An 18282-nucleotide genomic window follows, 5' to 3' on the forward strand; every position below is an offset into this window, starting at 1 on the left:
CAGGTCGCAACAAGGCACGAAGCCAGTCATTCCGGGGGTCACACCCGCGCTCACCAACCACAGCCCAGCACCATCAGGCTGCGTTGGCGATCCTCACAGCCATTCCGCCGCCTGTCGGCCTGGCTCGAAACATCCGCTCGTGCCAAGGAGCGTGTGCTTGCCCCTGCGCTTCAAGCGATGGGTTGCCCTGGACCGTGGTTCTGGGGAGGCCCCCGGGTCAGTGCCTGACGTGGAGCCGGGTCGCCCAGGACGCTGCGTCTGGGTCGTCGACATCGGTCACGGCGAACAGGGTCGTGTGCCTTTCGTCGGTATCCAGCACCATCAGTCCCTCGACCTTGATGACGCTGCCGGCGAGTCTGGGCAGGGGGACGACTTCTTGGACATGGTCCCCTCGGATACGTGCCAGGGCCGAGGCCACCACCGGCCCGTCGTCGCGCGGGTCGGGGCTGTCTTCGGCTGCGGCACTGGCGATCTGGTCGCCCCCGGGAAGCGCGACAACGTCGGTGATGGCCAGGCCGACGCCGTCCACGGCGCCGAGGTCGTAGTGCACGGGTCGGGTGGCCGTCACTTGTGATGCGTCGAGGTTTCCCAGGATGGCAGCTACTGCGGTGGATACGTCGATGTCGATGCTTCCCGAGGGCAGCCCGGCCGAGGGGAGCCCGCGGTGGAACCAGCGCAGGGTGTTCCCGACGATGCAGGCGCCCTCGAGGTTGAGGAGCTCGAGGTCAAGGGCCAGGGCGGCCGCGGCGGCGGCGTACACCTGTGCCATCTCGGCGACCACGGCTCTCGGCCGGCCGTCCTCGAGCCGAAGCAGGCACCACTTCATCCGGGCCGGGGAGGACCCGGAGCCCATCACGAGCACCGCTGCCGCCCCACCGACCTCGACCTGGCAGGCGGTCTCGAGGTCCGGTTTGAGGTGCTTGGTCCCGGAGGCCTCGTCGAAGACGTCATGGCCCTCGACGGGCGGGAGGAGCCGTACGCGCGTCGGCGTCCCTCCACGGAACCAGGCCGCACGGGTGGCGTCGTCCGACACCACCAGGTGACCGTCCCCAAATGGGACGACCGCGGAGGCCGCTCGCACGGGGGCGCCGTCGCGGAACCTGAGCCGTTCAGCATGGAGCATCTCGACGTCCATGACGAGATGCTCCCAGACGCATCGTCGTTCACCCGGGTGCAGGCTTGGTCCACCTGGCCACTTGCTCGACCCGGTGAACCTCGAGCGGCCAGCCGTAGGCACCCCGGCGGCGCTCGTCGCCGCTCACCCCGCGGGAGCCAGTGACTCTCAAGAACTCCTACAGCTACAAACCTGCATTGCTCCCAACCGTGCGGCACTCCCGACCGCCGGGTCAGGCGACGGCGTTGGCTGTGGTCTCGGTGGAAAGCGCGCGCCGAACTACGTCAGCGACGTCACCGACCACATGCACGGTCAGCGTCTCGAGGACCTCGGCGGGCACGTCGTCCAGGTCGGCCTCGTTCCGTAGCGGGACGAACACCTCGGTCAGCCCGTTGCGCTGGGCGGCGAGCAGCTTCTGCTTGAGCCCGCCGATCGGTAGCACGCGGCCGTTGAGGGTGACCTCGCCAGTCATGCCGACGTCGGACCGCACTGGTCGACCTGTCGCGAGCGAGGTGAGGGCGGTGACCATGGTGATACCCGCGGACGGGCCGTCCTTGGGGGTCGCCCCGGCCGGCACGTGCACGTGGATGGACCGGTCGAAGAACGCCGGGTCGACGCCGAGCTCGGCCGCGTGGGATCGGACGAAGGTCAGCGCGATCTGCGCCGACTCCTTCATCACGTCGCCGAGCTGGCCGGTCAGGGTGAGGCCGGCCGGGCCCTCGTGCGCGGACGCCTCGATGAAGAGCACGTCACCGCCGAGCCCGGTCACGGCGAGACCCGTCGCAACGCCGGGCACCGACGTACGTTCGTGCGCTTCTGGGGTGAACCGCGGTCGCCCGACCAGGTCCTTGAGGTCGGCCTGGTCGACGTCGACGTGTTCGGCGCCGGTCGCGAGACGGATCGCCGCCTTTCGCAGCGCCTTCGCGAGGAACCGCTCCATCTGCCGTACGCCGGCCTCGCGGGTGTAGTTGGCGGCGATCTCGCGCAGCGCGGCGTCGGAGACGGTGACCTCGTCGGTGCTCAGCGCTGCCAGCTCGAGCTGTCGGGGTAGGAGGTAGTCGCGCGCGATGGCGACCTTGTCGTCCTCGGTGTAGCCGTCGAGCGTGACCAGCTCCATCCGGTCCAACAGTGCTTGCGGGATCTGCTCGATCACGTTGGCGGTGGCGATGAACAGCACGTCGGACAGGTCCAGGTCGAGCTCGAGGTAGTGGTCGCGGAACGTGTGGTTCTGTGCAGGGTCGAGCACCTCGAGAAGCGCCGCCGCCGGGTCGCCGCGGTGGTCGGCCCCGACCTTGTCGACCTCGTCGAGCAGGACGACCGGGTTCATCGAACCGGCCTCCTTGATCGCCCGCACGATCCGGCCCGGCAGCGCACCGACGTAGGTCCGGCGGTGGCCCCGGATCTCTGCCTCGTCCCGCACGCCGCCCAGCGCGACACGGACGAACTTGCGACCGAGCGTGCGCGCCACCGACTCACCCAGCGAGGTCTTCCCGACTCCTGGCGGACCCGCGAGCAGGATCACCGCGCCGGAGCCCCGACCGCCGACGACGTGCAGCCCGCGCTCGGCGCGTCGGCTACGGACGGCGAGGTACTCGGTGATGCGCTCCTTGACCTCGTCGAGGCCGTGGTGGTCGGCGTCGAGCACGGCACGGGCCGCGACGACGTCGGTGGAGTCCTCGGTCGTGACGCTCCAGGGCAGCTCGAGCACGGTGTCGAGCCATGTCCGGATCCACGCGGTCTCCGGGCTCTGGTCACTCGAGCGTTCCAGCTTGTCTACCTCACGCAGCAGCGCCTCGCGCACGCCGTCCGGGACGTCGGCCGCCTCGACGCGGCCGCGGTAGTCGTCGGCCCCCTCCGGCTCGCCCTCTCCCAGTTCCTTCCGGATGGCGGCGAGCTGCTGGCGGAGCAGGAACTCCCGCTGGCTCTTCTCCATGCCCTCGCGGACGTCCTCACCGATCTTGTCGGTGAGCTCGGCCTCGGCGAGGTGATCACGCGTCCAGCCGATCAGAACCTCCAGTCGCGACTCGACGTCGGGGTTCTCCAGCAGTTCCCACTTGCGGTCGACGGACAGGTACGGCGCATAGCCGGCAGCGTCGGCGATAGCGCTCGGGTCGGTCATCTGGTGGACCGAGTCGATGACCTGCCAAGCCTCCCGCCGCTGGAGCACCGCGACGACCAGTCTCTTGTACTCCTCGGCGAGCTCACCGGCCCGCTCGGTGACATGGTCATCGACCGGCTCGACCTCCACCCACAGGGCCGCACCCGGCCCTGTGACGCCGGTGCCGATCCGACCCCGACGCTCGGCCTTGAGCACGGCCGCCGGGCTGCCCCCGCTGAAGCGGCCCACCCGCTCGACGGACGCGATCACGCCATACGACGCGTAGCGGTCCTCGAGTCGCGGCGCGATGAGGAGGCGTCCGTCGCTGCTGGCGCGGGCGACGTCGATGGCGGCCTGGGAGGACTCGTCGAGCTCGAGGGGCACCACCATGCCCGGCAGCACGACGAGGTCGGACACGAACAGGACGGGGAGACGGGCCTCGGACGCGGTGCCGTTGCTTTCGGAGACTTGAGTCATGTGGGCTCAACTCCACGGATCAGGGTCGTGTTCCGCAGAAGACCGCTGTTCGTCCAGGGCGAACACGGCGGTCCAGCCCCCGTGGGCGGTGATGTCGTGCTCGGATGGGTTCCGCTTCGCGCACGTGCGACGTCGCACCCGCGCGGACCATGTGAATTACACGATTGATCTTCACTCATCGGCGTGGCGGGCTTGACTAAAGGCCCATACGATCACTCGTTGTGCCACAACAGCCTCAGGAGTCACACCCGTCACAGCGCCCCCGCGGGGCACTGGGAGCGCTCCAGTGCGCCGTACGACGTACCCGGCGTGCGACCACGCTGTTCACCGGCATGCTGGCACTCCTCGTGCTCGTCGTCCCGACCACCGTCGACCGGGTCAGCCTGGCCACGTCGACCTACCTGTGCTCCGGGTACGCCGGCTGCCAGGCGGCCGGATACGGGAACGCCGGCTACCGCCAGGCGTCGTCCACCGCCTACTGGCGCATGTACACCGGGCACAACTGCACCAACTACGTGGCCTACCGGCTGATCCAGTCGGGCATGCCGAACGTCCGGCCCTGGGACGGCAGCGGCAACGCCTCGAACTGGGGTGTGGCCATGGGGAGCATCACCGACCAGACCCCCACCGTCGGATCCGTCGCCTGGTACGAGCCGCACGCGAGTCCGGCAGGTGCGAACGGCCACGTCGCCATCGTGGAGCAGGTCATCTCCGCCACCGAGATCATCGTCTCCGAGGACTACTGGGGCGGCGACTTCCACTGGCGGCACGTCACCCAGTCCGGCGGGGGCTGGCCGACGGGGTTCATCCACTTCAACGACCGCGTGGTCGAGCCGACGACGGCTCCTGCCATCGTCGGGACGCCGGCGGTCGGCGCTCCGCTGGAGGTGGCGGCAGGCGCGTGGACACCCACGCCCACCAGCGTCACCGTGCGGTGGCTTGCCGACGGCGTCGCCATCCCCGGTGCCACCGCGACCAGCTACGTCCCCACGCCCGACCTGAAGGGCAAGGCCCTGACTGCCGAGGTCACGGCCGAGCTGGACGGCTACACCGCCGGTCGAGCCAGTCTGGCCACCGCCCCCGTCGCACCCGGAGCGTTCCAGCCCACGGAGCTGCCGACGATCCAGGGCGTTCCGGAGGTGGGTCAGACGTTGACCCTCACGACGTCGTCGTGGTCACCGCAGCCCGCGAAGGTCACGACGCAGTGGTACGCCGACGGGGAGGCTCTTCCCGGAGCCACCGGGGCGTCCCTCGTCCTCAGCCGGGCCCTCATCGACCGACGCATCAGCGCACGCACGAGTGCCACCGCGAGCGGCTACCGGAAGTCGATCTCGACCGCGCCGGAGACCACCCCCGTCCTCGCCAAGCCCGTCGCCGTCACCAGCCCGTCCCGCGTGGAGGGCACGCCCCGGGTGGGGAGCCGACTCGCCGTCCGGGCCGGGAGCGTCCGGCCCACTGACGCCTCGGCCACCTACGCCTGGCTCCGCGACGGCCGGCCCATCTTCAAGGCCACGCATCCCACCTACACGGTCCGCAGGGGGGACATCGGCCGCGCACTGTCCGTGCAGGTCACCCTGGCCCGGCGCTACTACCGCAGCACCACGGAGACGGTCGCCGTGGCCCCGGTGACCACCGTTCCCGAGGTCACAGTGCGCACCGATGCCACGCGGAGACGCGTCGTCGTGGACGTCCGTGTCCGCGCTCCCGGGGCCTCGAGGCCGGACGGAGCGATGACGGTCAGCGTGGGAAACCGCTCGGTCGAGGTCCAGCTCGTCGGCGGGCGGGCGCGAGCCGTCGTACGCGACCTCCGTCCGGGCGTGAAGCCCGTGGTGGTGCGCTACGCGGGGACCGATGTCGTGCGACCCGCTGTCGCGCGCTCGAAGGTCACGGTGCCGCGGCGCCGCTAGTCGCGATGGACGATTGTCGCGGTCCTGAGCCCTGAGGAGACTGGGGAGATTCCCAACTGCGAAGGAGGGAGCATGAGCATGCCCCCGACATCGGATCGGCCGAGGAGATCCTCGGTGTTCCTCGCGGTGTTCGCCCTGTTGCTCGTCGCCATGCCTGTGCTGCTGACGAGCAACGCCCACGCCGCATCCACCACCAAGGCCAGGACCTGGAAGGTCATGGTCGGCGCGGAGTCGAGCTCCGGCGCCGTACAGACGATGGCCTACGGCCCCAAGAAGATCTGGGTCAACGCCGGCGACACGGTGCGCTGGGTCGCCAAGTCGATGGAGCCGCACACCGTCTCGTTCATCGACGCCGAGCACCCGGCGGTCCCGTTCGACCTCGCGATCACCTACATGACGGCGCAGACGTCGAAGCACACGATCTCCAAGCCGGGGCAGTTCCGCAGCTCCGGGATCATGGCTCCGGAACCCGACGCCCTCTTCCCGGACGCGGTCAGGACGTACGACCTGACGTTCAAGAAACCGGGCAAGTACCCCTACCTGTGCTACCTCCACGGCAAGGCCATGTCCGGGGTCGTCAAGGTCCGCAAGGCGGGCACTCCCTATCCGCACACGCAGGCCGACTACAACGCGATGGCCACCGAGGCGTCGAATGCCGACATCGAGCACGGCCTCGACCTGTGGGCCGACGCGCTCGGTGCCGCGGACTCCCACCACGTGTACGTCGGGGCCGCGGACATGACGGTGATGGTCAACCGGTTCATCCCCGGCAACATCGTGGTGAAGGTCGGTGACAGCGTCACCTTCGACATGGCGAGGAACGCGTTCCCGGTCCCGCACACGATCACGTTCGGGCCACCCCCGGCCAACCCGCTCGCGCCCACCGGTGACCCGAAGAACTTCCAGGGGGGCGCCCTGAGCTCGGGGGTGATCCTTCCGCCGGGATTCGGGCCGCCGCCGAGCACGTTCACGGTGAAGTTCACGAAGGCGGGCACCTACCCGTTCGTCTGCCTCCTCCATGCCGGCATGGGCATGGTCGGTCAGGTGGTGGTGCAGTAGCGCGCACTCGGACGTCGAAGGGCTCGTTCCGACCAGCGGTCGGGACGAGCCTCTCGTCTGGTCGCGACGAGCGAGCGGTGATCTGCCCATCGGTGTATCCTGATGTCGAACAGCCTTGCGAATAGATCGCGTCGTGGGTAGGATGGACGTACGTTCCACGAAGTCACCGGGCAGTCGAGATGCCGAGCTGGTGGGGCGAGTTGCGAGGGTGAGTGATAGTCCGGGATCCGGGCCTCCAGGAGCGACGACCGTTGTGAGTCACGCGTGCGCGTGACGAGCCGTCGTCGGGAGGAGGCCGTCCATGACACACCCGATCGTTGCTGTCGTCGGCGACGTGCGCGCCTCCCTGAAGACGGTGGCCGACGTGAACCCGACGTTCATGGCGACCGACGACAAGGCGGCGGCGCTGACCGAGCTGGCGCAGGCCGAGGCCCAGCTGGCCGAGCTCCGCCTGCGCATCATGGCCGACGCCGATGACCTCGCTGCCGTGATCGCCGCCAAGGACGTGGCCGGATGGCTCGCGAGGATGACCCGCACGCGGGTCGCCGATGCGCGGGCCGACCTGTCCCTCGCCGTGGCGCTGGACCGACACCACCCGATCCTCGCCGCGGCGATGCGCGAGGGCGACGTCACCCTCGTCCAGGCGCAGGTCATCCACCGCGCGCTCGTCGCGCTCCCCGCCAGCGTGGATGCGGAGGTGGTGGCACACGCAGAGGCGCACCTGGTCGCCCAGGCGCGTGACTTCGGCCCCCGGGAGCTCGCCCGGCTCGGGCGCCACATCCTCCTGGTCGTGGCACCGGAGATCGCGGAGGAGGCCGAGGCACGCCGCCTGGCCGAGCTCGAGGCCAATGCCGCCACCAGGACCCGGCTGACGATGCGCCGCCTCGGCGACGGCACCACCCGAGTCTCCGGCCGTCTCCCGGACGCCGCGGCGACCCGGCTCGCGACCTACCTCGAGGCACACGCCAACCCGCGCAAGCGCCCCGCCGACGACGAGGACGGGCAGTCTGACGACCCCTTCGCGCGGCTGCCCTACCCGCGCCGCCTGGGCGAAGCCTTCTGCGCCCTTCTCGAGTCCCTCGATGCCACCCGTCTCCCGTTGCACGGCGGCGATGCCACCACGGTCATCGTCACGATCCCGCTCGACTCCCTCAGGGCCGAGCTTGCCACGGCCGAGCTGGTCGGCGCCGGACTCGTCCCGGGCGACGAGCTCACCGGCGAACTCATCACGGCAGCCCAGGCCCGACGACTCGCCTGCACGGCACACATCGTCCCCGCCGTCCTCGGTGGTGACAGCGTCCCGCTCGACCTCGGTCGCAGTCGACGCCTCTTCTCACCCGGGCAGCGCAAGGCGCTTCTGATCCGGGACAGGACCTGCCGGGCCGAAGGATGCGACGTCCCGGGCACCTGGTGCGACGCGCACCATCTCGAGCCCTGGTCCCGGGGCGGGAGGACCGACGTGGCCGACGGCGTCCTGCTCTGCGGCCACCACCACCACCGCGTCCACGACACCGGCTACCGCCACGACCGCCTCCCCAGCGGAGATCTCCGGTTCCACCGGCGCACGTAGGACGGGCGCGCCCGCTCAGGCCTCCCAGGCGGGGCCGTCGCCCCCGAGCCGCTCGACGAGGCGGGCGGCGACGTACGACGCGTTGGCCCGGCGTACGCCCTCGGGGACCTCGGGGAGGTTCTCCTCCCAGTCCAGCAGCGTCGAGCCGCGCAGCTGCGGCATCCGCGCGGGACGGCCGAAGAAGAAGGGGTGCAGGTGGGCGCTGCCGTCGCCGTAGCGACCCACGTGGCACCGGCCCACGCTCGGGAGCTCCTCGACCGCGGCGGTGATCGCGACCGTCAGCCGGCCCATCTCCGAGGCCAGGTCGTCGGGGAGGTCGGCGAGGTCGTGGTGCGCACGCGGCTGGAGGATGAGGGCCAGCGGCAGGCGCATGTCGAGCACCTTGAGCCGCCACCGCTCGTTGCTCCAGGCCACCTGCGCCTCCTGCTCGGGCGAGGGAGGCTGCTGGCAGGGGCAGTCGGCGAGGTCGTCCCCGCGCCGGGGCGGCTCCTCGTCGAGCATCGGCTCGAGCGGCTTGATCCGCAGCGTGTCGAGCTCGAAGGGGAAGATGTCCCAGCCCGGCATCAGCTCGATCGCGACCGGCAGCCGGCCCTCGTCGTCGGTCGCGGCGGCGACGCGGGCGTGGAACTCCTCGGCGGTCTCGAGAGTGCTCATGGGCGATGAGTCAACCAGCCGGGCCGCCCCGTCGACTCACCAGGGCGAGGGCTTGTAGTCCTTGACGAAGCAGCCGTAGAGGTCCTCGCCGGCCTCGCCGAGCACGATCGGGTCGTAGACCCGGGCCGCGCCGTCGACCAGGTCGAGCGGGGCGTGCCAGCCCTCGGCGGCGATCCGCAGCTTGTCGTGGTGCGGGCGCTCGTCGGTGATCCAGCCGGTGTCCACGGCGGTCATCAGGATCCGGTCGGTCTCGAACATCTCGCCGGCCGACGTGCGCGTCAGCATGTTGAGCGCCGCCTTAGCCATGTTGGTGTGCGGGTGGCCCGCCCCCTTGTAGCGGCGGGAGAACTGCCCCTCCATCGCCGACACGTTGACGACGTACGCCCGCTGGGACCTGGCCGCGGATGCCGCGGCCGCGAGGGCGGGACGCAGGCGGGAGACCAGCAGGAACGGCGCGATCGAGTTGCACAGCTGTACCTCGAGGAGCTCGAGCGGGTCGACCTCGCTCACGGTCTGGGTCCACGAGTTGTTGGTCTGCACGTCCGGCAGCAGCCCGCCCGCGTCGACGGCGGTGCCGGCGAGGTGCGCGTCGAGCGAGGCGTGCCCGGCCGAGAGCGACAGGGCGGTGAGGGACGCGGCGTTGTGGGCGGCGCGGGCCGAGGCCAGCGACTCGCCCTCGTGGTGGGCGACCGCGGTGTCGGAGAGCGCGCCGGCGATCGCCGCCGGGTGGGCCTCGCTGATGTGGTCGAAGGTCACCATCTCGGGCAGCACCCGGTCCTCGGGGAGCGGCGCGTGCTCGGCCTCCACCAGCGGCGCGTAGGCCCCCGGCGTACGACGCACCGTCTGGCAGGCGTTGTTGACGATGATGTCGAGGGGACCCGCGGCCGCCACGTCGTCGGCCAGCGAGATGACCTGGGTGGGGTCGCGCAGGTCGATGCCGACCACCTTGAGCCGGTGGATCCAGTCGCCGCTGTCGGGCAGGGAGGAGAAGCGGCGCACGGCGTCCTTGGGGAACCGCGTCGTGATCGTGGTGTGCGCCCCGTCGCGCAGCAGCCGCAGCGCGATGTACATGCCGATCTTGGCGCGACCGCCGGTGAGCAGCGCCCGCTTGCCCGTGAGGTCGGTCCGCTGGTCGCGCTTGGCGTGGCTGTGGGCCGCACACGTGGGGCACAGCCAGTGGTAGAACGCGTCGACCAGGGTGAAGTCCTGCTTGCAGATGTAGCAGCCGCGCGGGTTGATCAGCTCGCCGGCGAAGGCGCCGGGGGCCGTCGAGACGAGCGGGATGCCGGACGTCTCGTCGTCGATGCGCACCGGCGACCCGGTCGCGGTCAGCTCGGTGACCGCGCGGTCGTGGGCCAGCTCCTCGGCGCGCTTGCGGAGCTTGCGCTCGGCCTTGATCGACTTGTACATCCCCGACGCCGCCCGCTTGACCCGCACGTGGTCGGGGTGGTCGCCGGGCAGGTGGTGCACCTGCTGGAGCACGCGGAGCGTGGTCGCGAGGTCGTCCGGGTCGATGCCGGTGCCGCTGGCGAGGTCGAGGCCGGGCTGATCAGTCACCGGAGGATGGTACGGCGGGGGGCCGGGCCCGGAGGATTCCCCGAGGCCGCTGGTCCCGGCGTACGAGGCCGGGGGCGGCGGTCAGGCGGTGCGCTCGCCCGCGGTGTCCTGGGTCGAGCTGGTGAGCCGCACCCGGTCGGCGCGCAGACCGTGCGCGACGCCCCACAGGACGGCCTTGGAGCGGCTGTCGACGTCGATCTTGCGGTAGCAGGACCGGATGTAGGACTTGATGGAGTTGACCGACAGGGCGGTGCGCTCGGCGATCTCGAGGTTGCTCAGGCCCATCGTGATGAGCGAGAGCACCTCGGCCTCGCGGGCGGTGAGGCCCTCCTCGCGACCCGGCCAGTCGCCGCCGACGAGGCGGTTGCCCTTGGGGGCCGGCGACACGATGACCCGGCCCGAGTGGATGGCCTGGAGGGCCTCGACGAGCTGGGAGGCGGTGAGGCTCTTGGAGAGGTAGCCCGAGACGCCCTGCTCCATGGTCTCGCGGGCCAGCCACGGCTGGAAGTTCCACGTGTAGACGACGACCTTGCCGACGCGCGGGTTGTTGAGCAGGCGGGCGATGCCGGGCCCGTTGCCCTGACCCATGCCGAACGTGTCGTAGAGGGCGATGTCGACCTCGTTGAGGATGTTCTTCTGGGCGGCGAGCTCGACGACCTCGATGCGGTCGCCGTAGCTGCGGAGCATGCCGTCGAGGCCGCGGACGACGACCTCGTCGTCGTTCACGAGTGCAACGCGGATCACCATGGCTGCATGGTACGTCGCCGCGCGGACTGTATGTTCCATTCGGTCCGTGATCGACCGTGCCGTGAAACGAGGGGGAGGCCAGGTGCAGGACCGTGCACCCGCGACGCCGATGAGTGCCGCCGTACCACCCGTGGGCGGGCTCGGTGTCCGCTGCGAGGGGGTGGTCCACCTCTACCGCACCTTCGGCGGCCACGACGTGGTCGCGCTGCGCGGCGTCGACCTCGCCATCGCCCCCGGTGAGCGGGTCGCGTTCCTCGGTCCCAGCGGGTCCGGGAAGTCGACGCTGCTGACCCTGCTCGGCGGCATCCAGAAGCCCAGCGCCGGACGGATCTTCCTCGGCGACGAGGAGATCTCCCGGATGGGCGAGCGCTACCTCGCCCGGATCCGCTCGCGCAGCGTCAGCACCATGCTCCAGGGCGCCACCCGCAACCTGCTGCCCTACGCCACCGCCCGCCAGAACATCGCCTTCGCTCGGCTCTCGCTGAGCGGCGCCGAGCGCCGTGACGCCATGCTCGACACCGAGCTGCTCGGCCGGGTCGGCCTCGAGGAGCAGGCCGACCAGGTCGTGTCGACGATGTCCGGCGGCCAGCGCCAGCGCCTCGCCCTCGCCTGCTCGGTGGCCACCTCACCGCGGCTGCTGCTCGCCGACGAGCCCACCAGCCAGCTCAGCCACGAGGACCGCGACCACGTCCTGCACCTCATCCACTCCCTCGGCGACGACTTCGGCACCACGATCGTGGTGGTCACCCACCAGCCCGAGGTGGCCGCGACCTTCCCGCGCACGGTGACCATGAAGGGCGGCCGCGTCGGCGCCGAGGGCCGCGAGGGCTCCGAGTACGCCGTGGTCGGCGAGGACGGCGTCCTGCACCTGCCGGCCCACGTGGCCGCCGAGTGGCCCCCCGGCACGCTGGTCCGCTTCGAGGAGGACGAGTCCGGGCGCCTGGTCGTCACCCGTTCCAGCGCAGAGGGAGCCCCCGCGTGAAGGACCTCACCCTCGACCACGTGACCTACGTGGCCGGTCGGACGCTGCTCGACGACGTCTCGCTGACCTTCCCGGCCGGCCGGGTCACCGCCCTGTCCGGGCCGAGCGGCTCGGGCAAGACCACCCTGCTCTCCATCGCGGGCGGGCTGCTCCCGCCCACGTCGGGGACGGCGTCGTACGCCGGGTCGCCGACGTGGACGGGCACCGGCGACCCGCGTCCGGAGGTCGCCTTCGTCCTGCAGGTCTACGGCCTGGTACCGATCCTGTCGGCCCGCGAGAACGTCTCCATCGCCCTGCGCGCCCGCGGCACGGCCCCGGCCGACGCCGACGAGCACGCCGAGGCGGCGCTGGCGCGCTTCGGCATCGCCGACCTCGGCGAGCGCCAGGTCGAGGAGCTGTCGGGCGGCCAGATGCAGCGCGTGGCCTGCGCCCGTGGCTTCGTGGTCGGCGCCGGTGTGCTGCTCGCGGACGAGCCGACCTCCGAGCTCGACGAGGGCAACCGCGGCGTCGTCCTGGCCGAGCTGCGCGAGGAGGCGGCGCGCGGCGCCGTCGTCGTCGTCGCCACGCACGACCCCGCGGTCGTCGAGGCCTGCGACGTGCACTTCGCGCTCGACGAGGGCCAGCTGGTGTGACCGGACCGAAGGTGCAGGCATGACCCGCTTCCTGCGCGGGGCCTGGAGCCGCCGCGGGGCCCTCGCGACTCTGGTGGCGATGACCACCGTGGTGGTCGGGGGCGCCGTGGGCGTGCTCGGCTTCGCGGCCGCCGCCGGCACCTCCCGGCTGCTGGCGGCGCCGCTGCTGCTGCTCGGGGCCGTGGCCGTGCCGAGCATCGGCGCCGAGCTCGCGACCGCCCGCCGCGAGGAGATCGGCCTGGCCCGCCTGCGCGGGATCCACGGGCCGCGGCTGTGGCGCTTCCTGCTCCTCGAGCCGCTCGGTGCCGTCGCCGTCGGCACCGTCCTGGGCCTCGCGCTGGGCGCCGGGGTGACCGTGGCGTCGACTTCCCTGTGGCTCGACGACGCGGCCGACCCCCTCGACCGCGCGGCCGTCCTCACCGCCGTGGCCACCGCGGTGGCCGGGCTGGTGATCGTCGTCGTCTCCTCCGCGGCCGCGCTCCGCGAGCCGCTGGCCGTCCAGGTGGCGACCCGTCAGCGTCCCCGCCGGGCGACCACGACGGTGGTCTTCCTCAGCGTGCTGGTCATCGTCGGCGCCGCCGTGGCGGCGTACCGCTCCCGGACCGTGGCCACTGCGGACCCGGACGCGCTGGTCCTCCTCGGGCCCGCCCTGGTGGGACTGGCGTTCGGGCAGGTGGCGATCTGGGTGCTGCGCCTGGGCGCCCGGGTGTCGACCGTCAGCACCGGCGGACGCGGGATCGCGCCCTTCCTGGCCACCCGTCGTCTCGCGCGCGCCGACGACCTGGTCACCCCGCTGCGCCTGGTGGTGGCGGCGGCGGTGGTGGCGATCCTGGCCACGACCGGGGCCCTGGCCGTCGACGACTGGACCGACACCGAGTCGCGGGTCGCCGCGGCGGGCCCGACCTCGGTGGACGTGTCCGGCGGGGCGCTGGGGGCGCTGGCCCTGACCCACGAGCTGGACCCGGAGGGCGAGCACCTGATGGCCACGGCCGTGGTGCCCAACCTGGACCGCCTCGCCGAGCGCCGTGCGTACGTCGACGCCACCCGCTTCGCCGCGGTCGTCGGCGACTTCTACGACGGCACCCCGGTCGAGGACGCCGCGCGCGCGGTGCCGGAGCTGGCGTCGGACCTGCCCGACCTGACCCTGCGGGGCGACCGGCTGACCGTGTCGGCCCGGGCGCTGGCGAAGGGGAGCGGAGACAGCCGCGGCGTGACCCTCGAGGTCGTGTACGTGGGCAACGACGACGCACGCGGCTCCGCCCTGGTCGACCTGCCCCTCGAGCGCACCGGTGCCCGGGTGACGCGCAGCGTCCGGCTGCGCGGCTGCGCGGACGGCTGCCAGCTCACCGGGATGGCGGTGACCCGGCTCTTCGGTGAGCGCACCGGCGTCTTCACCTTCGACACCACACCGATGACGGTGCTCCTCGAGAGCGTCGAGGTCGGCGACCTGGACCTGGCCCGCCTCGCCTGGCAGCCCGACGTGGGCAACATCAAGTCCAACCAGAGCAACCGGTTCCGGCTCGACGCCGTCGACCCGCTGCAGCGCGTCACGGCCAACCGGCCCGACGGGCTCGAGGTCGCGGCGCTCCCGGACGGTCCGACCGGTCTCGTGCTGACCGCAGCAGCCGCGCCGCTGCGGGTGCTGTCCGCCGGCGCCGGCGACCCCGCGCCGCTGGACCTCGGCAGCCAGGAGCGTCCGGCCGCGGTGGTGGGCGAGTTCGACACCCTCCCGCTGGTCGGGGGGGTCGGGGTGCTGTCCGACCTCGCGGCCGCCTCGGTCGCGTCGGGCCCGACCGTCCCCAGCACGGAGGTCCGCATCGTGGCGGACGCCGACACCCCCGACGCCGTGCTCGCGCAGGTGGCCGCCGCCACGGGGTCGCCGGCGCAGTCCCTCGAGGACTTGCGCGACGGCATCGGCACGGACGTGGGGGCCGCGCAGGCGCGGGCCTATGTCCTCACCGCCGTCGCCTGCGTCCTGGTCGCCCTGCTGGCGCTCGCGGCGGGGGTCGCCCGGCACCGGCGCAGCTACCGCCACGACGTCGCCGCCCTGCGGGTGATGGGGATCGGGGTCGGCACCGCCCGGCGGGCCGGTCGCGCCGAGCTCGCCGCCCTGGCCCTCCTGGTCGTGGTCGCCGTCACCGTCGGCGGCTGGGCGGCCGTGCAGCTGCTGCTCGGCGGCCTGCCGCTCATCACGCCCAGCGCGGCGGCGCAGCCCCTCGACACCGGCGCCCGGGTCCCGGCGCTCGTGCTCCCGGCGCTCCTGGCCGCGGCGGCCGTGCTGGTCGTCGGCGGCCGCGCCCGCGCCGTACGCGACGCCACGACGCGTCCCTCCCTGCTGCGCGACGAGGAGCGCCGATGACCCAGCTCCTCGCCACCGTCCTGCGCGGCCTCCGCGCCCGCGCCCTGCTCAGCGTCGGCTCGATCGTGCTGACCGCGCTGGCGGTCGGCTCGGCCGTCCTCGGCCCGATCTTCTCCGAGGCCGTCACCAACTCCTACGTCGTGACCCGGCTCCGCGAGGCGCCGGCCGCGTCCACGGGTCTGGTCCGGGTGCTGGAGCTGAAGTCCCAGCTCGACCCGCAGGCCGCCCGCGACCTCGCGGTGGAGGAGTCCGCCGCTCTGGACGGGGGGCCGTGGGGCGAGTCGACGACCACGCTCGTCTCCGCGCAGTACAGCGCGCTGCGCGGTGTGACGCGGTTCTGGGCGCGCGAGCACGTCTGCGGCGGCCTCGAGGTCACCGGTCGATGCCCGAGCGCGCCCGGCGAGGTGCTGATGCTCAACACGGACGCGGAGAAGACCGGCGCGGTGGTGGGCGAGCCCCTCGAGCTGCCGATCTTCGAGCCGCCGGAGATCGAGGGCCGCTACCCGCGCCCCCCGCTCGACGAGGTCCTGGTCGTCGGCACCTACACCACCCCGCAGTCCGACGACGTCTGGGCGCAGCCGACCCTGCTCACCACCACCAACGAGCAGTCCAGCCTCAAGGGGGGCTACACCCCTTACCAGCCCGCCCCGCTCATCACCACGACCGACACCGTCGCCTCGCTGGGTCCCGGGGAGTGGACCGTGCGCGTCGACACGCCGCTCGCCGTACCGGCCGACCTCACCCGCGACGACCTCGACGCCGCCGCCGCGACCGCCGCCCGCCTCGACCAGACCACCGAGGTCGCCGGCGGGGTCCTGGTCGGCGTCCCCGACGTCAACAACCTCGGCGCCGTGCGCGACGAGGTCCGCGAGCAGCAGGCCACCGCCCGGGCGTCGATCGCACCCGCCGTGCTGTCCCTGGTGCTCGTCGCGCTGGCCCTCCTCATGCGCCTGCTGATGGCGGCCAGCGAGATCCGGGTGCCCGAGCTCGCGCTCGCCTCGCTGCGGGGGGTCTCCTCGCGCAAGCTGTGGGTCCTGGGGCTCTCGGAGCCGCTCGTGGTCCTCGCCGTCTCCGCCCCGATCGGGGCGGCGCTCGGCCTGGGGATGGGCTACAGCCTCACCCGGGCCTGGCTGGTCGAGGACCTGCCCGTCCCCGTGCCGTGGGTGAGCTGGGCCGCCGCCGGCCTGGTGATGCTCGCCGCGGTCGCGGTCGCCTGCGTGGCCGTGGGACTGGTCGTGCGCGACACGCTCGCCTCCCAGCTCTCCGGCGTACGGCGTCCGCAGTCCTCGCGCCGCTGGTCGGTCGTGGCCCAGCTGGCCCTGGTCGCGCTGGCCCTCGCCGTCCTGGTGTCCAAGCTGGCCTCGGGCACCGCGGGCGACCCGGACGCCACCGACCTGGTGCTCCCGGTGCTGCTGGCGATCGTCGCCGGGCTGGCCGCCACCCGGGCCACCGCCTGGCTGGCGACCTGGTGGACGCGACGCGGCCAGCACTCGCGCTCGCTCGGCAGCTTCGTGTCCACGCGGGCGATCTCGCGCCGCCAGGAGGGCACCCTGGTGATCCTGCCGGTCACTGCCGCCATCGCGGTGGCGGTCTTCGGCGCCGGGGTCTACGACTCGGCCGCCACCTGGCGCGCCAGCGTGGCCGCGACGGCCTCGCCCGGCGAGGTCACCTGGACCTCGCCGCTCTCCCTGCGCGACACCCGTGACCTGACCCGGCGCATCGACCCCGACGGCGAGTGGGTGATGACGGCCGCCGAGGTCCAGAACCCGGGCGCCAACTTCTCCGTCGTCGACGCCGACCGGCTGGCCTCCATCGCCGTCTGGCCGCCCACCTGGACGCCGGGGCGCACCGTCGAGGAGGTCGCCGCCAGCATCGAGACCGCGGGTGCCGTGCCGAGCCTGGTCGGTCGCCGGCTCTCGCTCACCATCGACAACCGGGCCATGACCTCGAGCCCGCTCGCCGTCGAGGTGCGGCTGGGCTCGGTCGGCGGCACCCCCGAACGCGTCTACGTGGGACCGTTCCCGCGGGGCGAGCACACGCTCTCGGAGCGGCTGCCGCGGACCTGTGCGACGGCCTGTCCGCTCGAGGGGATCACCCTCGGCGGCGGCGCCGGCACCACCATGGAGATGGACGGCACCGCCCGCGTCGTGGAGGTCGCCGTCGACGGGACTCCCGTCGAGGGGGCGATCGAGGGTGCCGGGTGGGTCGCGGCCCCCGACTCGCAGGCGCCGAGCTCGGTCGCCGGCCTCAGCACCGAGGACGGCACCATCGACCTGCAGCTCGACACGGACGGGGGAGTCGGGATGGCCCGCCTCACCTCGGGCGGGATCACGCTGAAGCGTCCCGCGGTCCGCGGCGTCGACGTCTCCGACGAGGCTATCGAGGGCCTGGACGGGTCCGGCGTCATCGGTGTGGAGCCGCGCGGCACCGCCGAGGGGCTGCCGTTCGTCGGCCCGACCGGCCTGCTGGTCGACTTCGCGTCGTTCGTCAACGACCGCCCCGTCTACGACAACCTCTTCCAGACCCGCGTGCTGATGCGTGACGGGGCGCCGGCGGAGGTCCGCGACGCCCTCGAGGAGTCCGGGCTGACGGTGGAGACGACGCTGGCCGCCGAGCAGCGGGTCCTCGACCAGAGTGCGTACGCCCTCGCGCTGCGGCTCTACGCCGTGGTGGCCGCCCTGGTGCTGCTCATGGCGCTCGCCGGCCTCTTCGTCTCCACGGCGGTGCAGCTCCCGGCCCGGCGCCGGGACGCGGCCGCCCTGCGCGTCGTCGGCGTACCCCGCGGAGCCGTCATGTCGGCCGTCGCCCGCGAGTTCCTCGTGGTGCTGGGCGGGGCCGCCGTGGCCGGGATCCTGGCCGGGTCGCTGGCGCAGTACGTCGTGCTGCGCACCATCACGCTGGGCTACGTCGAGGACCTCTCCACGCCCCGCCTCGTCGCCGAGATCTCGCCGCTGCGGCTCGTGGTGCTCGCCGCCATCGCCGCGGTGGTCCTCGGAATCGCGGCGTTCGTCAGCGCCTCGATCACCGTCCGGGGGGCCCGGGGCTCGACTCTGCGTGAGAGCGCCCGCTGAGCGGGCGCTTCCTGACACCTGGGCGGCTGCCGACCGGGCACTTGCTGACACCTGG

General features: G+C 72.6%; 12 protein-coding genes. 7 read left to right on the top strand and 5 right to left on the bottom strand.

Annotation, left to right across the window (positions count from 1 at the left end; all coding sequences use genetic code 11):
* Window positions 1–217: 217 nt before the first annotated feature.
* Together ASG94_RS21695 and lon are read right to left on the bottom strand one after the other, a co-directional pair.
* Entirely contained in the window at window positions 218–1135 is a 918-nt protein-coding gene (locus ASG94_RS21695; protein ID WP_056926437.1) for a DUF6910 family protein, read from the bottom strand.
* Window positions 1136–1346: 211 nt separating this feature from the next.
* Entirely contained in the window at window positions 1347–3689 is a 2343-nt protein-coding gene (gene lon / locus ASG94_RS10535) for an endopeptidase La (protein ID WP_056926438.1), read from the bottom strand.
* A gap of 332 nt (window positions 3690–4021) precedes the next feature.
* Between lon and ASG94_RS10540 the strand changes: the two genes are divergently transcribed.
* The 3 genes from ASG94_RS10540 to ASG94_RS10550 all read left to right on the top strand — a co-directional run bounded on the left by ASG94_RS10540 (window position 4022) and on the right by ASG94_RS10550 (window position 8225).
* Window positions 4022–5596, top strand: a complete 1575-nt coding sequence (locus tag ASG94_RS10540; protein WP_056926439.1) for a CHAP domain-containing protein — start codon at window positions 4022–4024, stop codon at window positions 5594–5596.
* A gap of 114 nt (window positions 5597–5710) precedes the next feature.
* Entirely contained in the window at window positions 5711–6655 is a 945-nt protein-coding gene (locus ASG94_RS10545; protein ID WP_056926440.1) for a cupredoxin domain-containing protein, read from the top strand.
* 301 nt (window positions 6656–6956) lie between these two features.
* Window positions 6957–8225 carry an HNH endonuclease signature motif containing protein gene (locus ASG94_RS10550; protein WP_056926441.1) on the top strand — a complete coding sequence of 423 codons (1269 nt, stop codon included), beginning with the start codon at window positions 6957–6959 and terminating at the stop codon, window positions 8223–8225.
* Window positions 8226–8240: 15 nt separating this feature from the next.
* Here ASG94_RS10550 and ASG94_RS10555 read toward each other — a convergent pair whose 3' ends face one another.
* From ASG94_RS10555 to ASG94_RS10565, 3 genes are all read right to left on the bottom strand, one after another.
* Complete coding sequence (locus tag ASG94_RS10555) at window positions 8241–8879, bottom strand: hypothetical protein (protein ID WP_056926442.1); 639 nt, start codon at window positions 8877–8879, stop codon at window positions 8241–8243.
* 36 nt (window positions 8880–8915) lie between these two features.
* Window positions 8916–10436: an SDR family NAD(P)-dependent oxidoreductase gene (locus ASG94_RS10560; protein ID WP_056926443.1), complete on the bottom strand. Its 1521-nt coding sequence runs from the start codon at window positions 10434–10436 to the stop codon at window positions 8916–8918.
* 81 nt (window positions 10437–10517) lie between these two features.
* Window positions 10518–11183, bottom strand: coding sequence for a response regulator transcription factor (locus ASG94_RS10565; protein WP_056926444.1), 666 nt, complete (start codon window positions 11181–11183; stop codon window positions 10518–10520).
* A gap of 82 nt (window positions 11184–11265) precedes the next feature.
* On the opposite strand from ASG94_RS10565, the gene ASG94_RS10570 reads away from it, so the two are divergent.
* Genes ASG94_RS10570 through ASG94_RS22550 form a run of 4 tightly spaced genes read left to right on the top strand, consistent with a single transcriptional unit; the run spans window position 11266 to window position 18227 of the window.
* The gene (locus ASG94_RS10570; protein ID WP_235537231.1) at window positions 11266–12165 is read left to right on the top strand and encodes an ABC transporter ATP-binding protein; all 900 of its coding nucleotides are present in this window, start codon (window positions 11266–11268) and stop codon (window positions 12163–12165) included.
* Window positions 12162–12797 (top strand): ABC transporter ATP-binding protein, encoded by a 636-nt coding sequence (locus ASG94_RS10575; protein WP_162260804.1) that lies wholly within the window; start codon window positions 12162–12164, stop codon window positions 12795–12797. Before ASG94_RS10570 ends, ASG94_RS10575 begins: the two co-directional genes overlap by 4 nt.
* A 19-nt stretch (window positions 12798–12816) precedes the next feature.
* Window positions 12817–15156, top strand: a complete 2340-nt coding sequence (locus ASG94_RS10580) for a hypothetical protein (protein WP_056926446.1) — start codon at window positions 12817–12819, stop codon at window positions 15154–15156.
* Window positions 15153–18227, top strand: coding sequence for an FtsX-like permease family protein (locus ASG94_RS22550; protein ID WP_056926447.1), 3075 nt, complete (start codon window positions 15153–15155; stop codon window positions 18225–18227). Before ASG94_RS10580 ends, ASG94_RS22550 begins: the two co-directional genes overlap by 4 nt.
* Window positions 18228–18282 lie beyond the last annotated feature (55 nt).

The organism is Nocardioides sp. Soil805, from assembly GCF_001429625.1.
GTDB lineage: Bacteria > Actinomycetota > Actinomycetes > Propionibacteriales > Nocardioidaceae > Nocardioides.

Coding starts and splice junctions, on each gene's coding strand:
- ASG94_RS21695 (WP_056926437.1), bottom strand. CDS start 1,135: ATGGACGTCGAGATGCTCCATGCTGAACGGCTCAGGTTCCGCGACGGC.
- lon (WP_056926438.1), bottom strand. CDS start 3,689: ATGACTCAAGTCTCCGAAAGCAACGGCACCGCGTCCGAGGCCCGTCTC.
- ASG94_RS10540 (WP_056926439.1), top strand. CDS start 4,022: ATGCTGGCACTCCTCGTGCTCGTCGTCCCGACCACCGTCGACCGGGTC.
- ASG94_RS10550 (WP_056926441.1), top strand. CDS start 6,957: ATGACACACCCGATCGTTGCTGTCGTCGGCGACGTGCGCGCCTCCCTG.
- ASG94_RS10555 (WP_056926442.1), bottom strand. CDS start 8,879: ATGAGCACTCTCGAGACCGCCGAGGAGTTCCACGCCCGCGTCGCCGCC.
- ASG94_RS10565 (WP_056926444.1), bottom strand. CDS start 11,183: ATGGTGATCCGCGTTGCACTCGTGAACGACGACGAGGTCGTCGTCCGC.
- ASG94_RS10580 (WP_056926446.1), top strand. CDS start 12,817: ATGACCCGCTTCCTGCGCGGGGCCTGGAGCCGCCGCGGGGCCCTCGCG.
- ASG94_RS22550 (WP_056926447.1), top strand. CDS start 15,153: ATGACCCAGCTCCTCGCCACCGTCCTGCGCGGCCTCCGCGCCCGCGCC.